Raw genomic sequence first — 1,623 nt, 5'->3', positions numbered from 1 at the left:
TGTGGAAACTCGCGACCTTGCTGACAACCTCACTCAATACGTTGCTGACAACCTCGCTCACTAGGTTGTGAACGACCTGACTCACTAGGTTGCTTACACCAAATGAGTGGGGTTGTCAGCGGCATTTCGGACGGTTCGATCGGGCGGGGCCTCGCTGGGGAAATGCTTGAGCATGTAGTCGCGTTGCTTCTTCAACCACACATCCGTGGCTCCACGGATCCTGGCGCCGACGACTCTCCACAGCGGATATCGTCGATGGGTTTCTGCTGTGCGGATCGGAAGCGGGAAGTACACCACTTCCTCACCAGTGGTGGGATCGAAGAGTGCGTAGAAGTCGTCAGTGACGACTGATTGATAGGTTCCGGCCAATGATCTCGGTACTCCGAGTCCAACTGCTTGAAAATAGATCTGCGCATTGCCAGAAGCGATGACGACACGATCTGGCACCGAGTCAGCCGCGGTCGGGAGCGGTTCACCGGCCGATTTCTCGTCATCGACGTGTGGTTGGTTCATTGCGGCTTGGGCGCGTCGGCGTTGGGCGTATTCACGTGCGATCGCTTCGACTTCAGCATGCGGGATCGGCGTACCGTCCGAAGGGGTGTGGATTGCTGCCTGCCAGGCTTGGTGAGGATTCATATCGCCTGGCAGTGACTGATGCCGGCGATGATAGTTGTAGCGGTCGCGGAACATCGCGACCACTTTCCGCGCTTCGTCGAGGCTGCGGGGTCTGTGGGCCCTGAGGACGTTGAGCAGTGTTTGGTGGCCGCGTTCGTTCTTTCCCTGGGTTTGGGGATGTCCAGGCCTGCCGGAGATTCCTCGGCACCCATAGTCAGCGAGGAAGAGCTGAGTGGCCACGACCCAGCCCTGACGGTTGCCGTTGAAGGCGTTGCCGTTATCGGTCAGCATCTCTTGGGGTACCCCGTAGTTGGCGAATGCCTCGGAGATGGTCTTGATCGCATGATTGCCGTTTTCCACGCCGTGGAAGGCTTGTGTGCCGACGTCGAAGCGGGTGGAGTCATCGAGGAGCTGATACACCGTGATCTTGGTGGTGGTGCCGGTGAGTTGGAATTCGAAAGCGTCGAGTTGCCACAGTTCCATGGCGTTGGCGCGGACGAATCGGATCAATGATGATCGGGGACGTTTCTTCGGGTTCGCCTTCACTCGTCCGGAGTTGGAAAGGATTCGTCCGATCGTGGCCACCGACGGGACGGGTTCGCTGAATTGTCCGGTATCGACGCCGTGATACCAGATCGATTTCGGTCCGGCATCCCACCCGGTCGACTCGAGTTCGGTGCGGATCTTCAACACGAGATCGGTGGTTTCTTGGTCGTAGATTCGCACGGTGTTCTTCGGTGCTGACGAGCGGGCGTGCAGTGCCTGTAGGCCCTCGGTTTTGTAGCGTTTGCGGATTGCGTAGAACGACGCTCGAGTAATGCCGTGTTGGCGACAGAACTCGGTGATCGATGGTGAGTCTGGTGCGTTGGGATCGAAGTCGATGATCGCGCGGCGTTTGGCTAGTGAGAGGGCTTCAGGCATGGCCCGAAGTGTGTCAACAACGTATTGAGACATACTGTCAGCAACGTAATGAGTCAGGTTGTCAGCAACGTAATGAGACAACACAGC

Annotated in this window: 1 protein-coding gene; it reads right to left on the bottom strand. The window is 57.7% G+C overall.

Annotation, left to right across the window (positions count from 1 at the left end):
* Positions 1-93 precede the first annotated feature (93 nt).
* Positions 94-1,623, bottom strand: a 1,530-nt coding sequence (locus AC2W7L_RS18490; RefSeq protein ID WP_486005636.1) for an integrase core domain-containing protein, incomplete at its 5' end; no start/stop codon positions are given.

The sequence above is a fragment of the Brevibacterium sp. LAARM3_SD1 genome, assembly GCF_057364765.1.
Note: the sequence above shows the minus strand (reverse complement) of the source record. Positions and strands in the feature narration are given on the sequence as shown.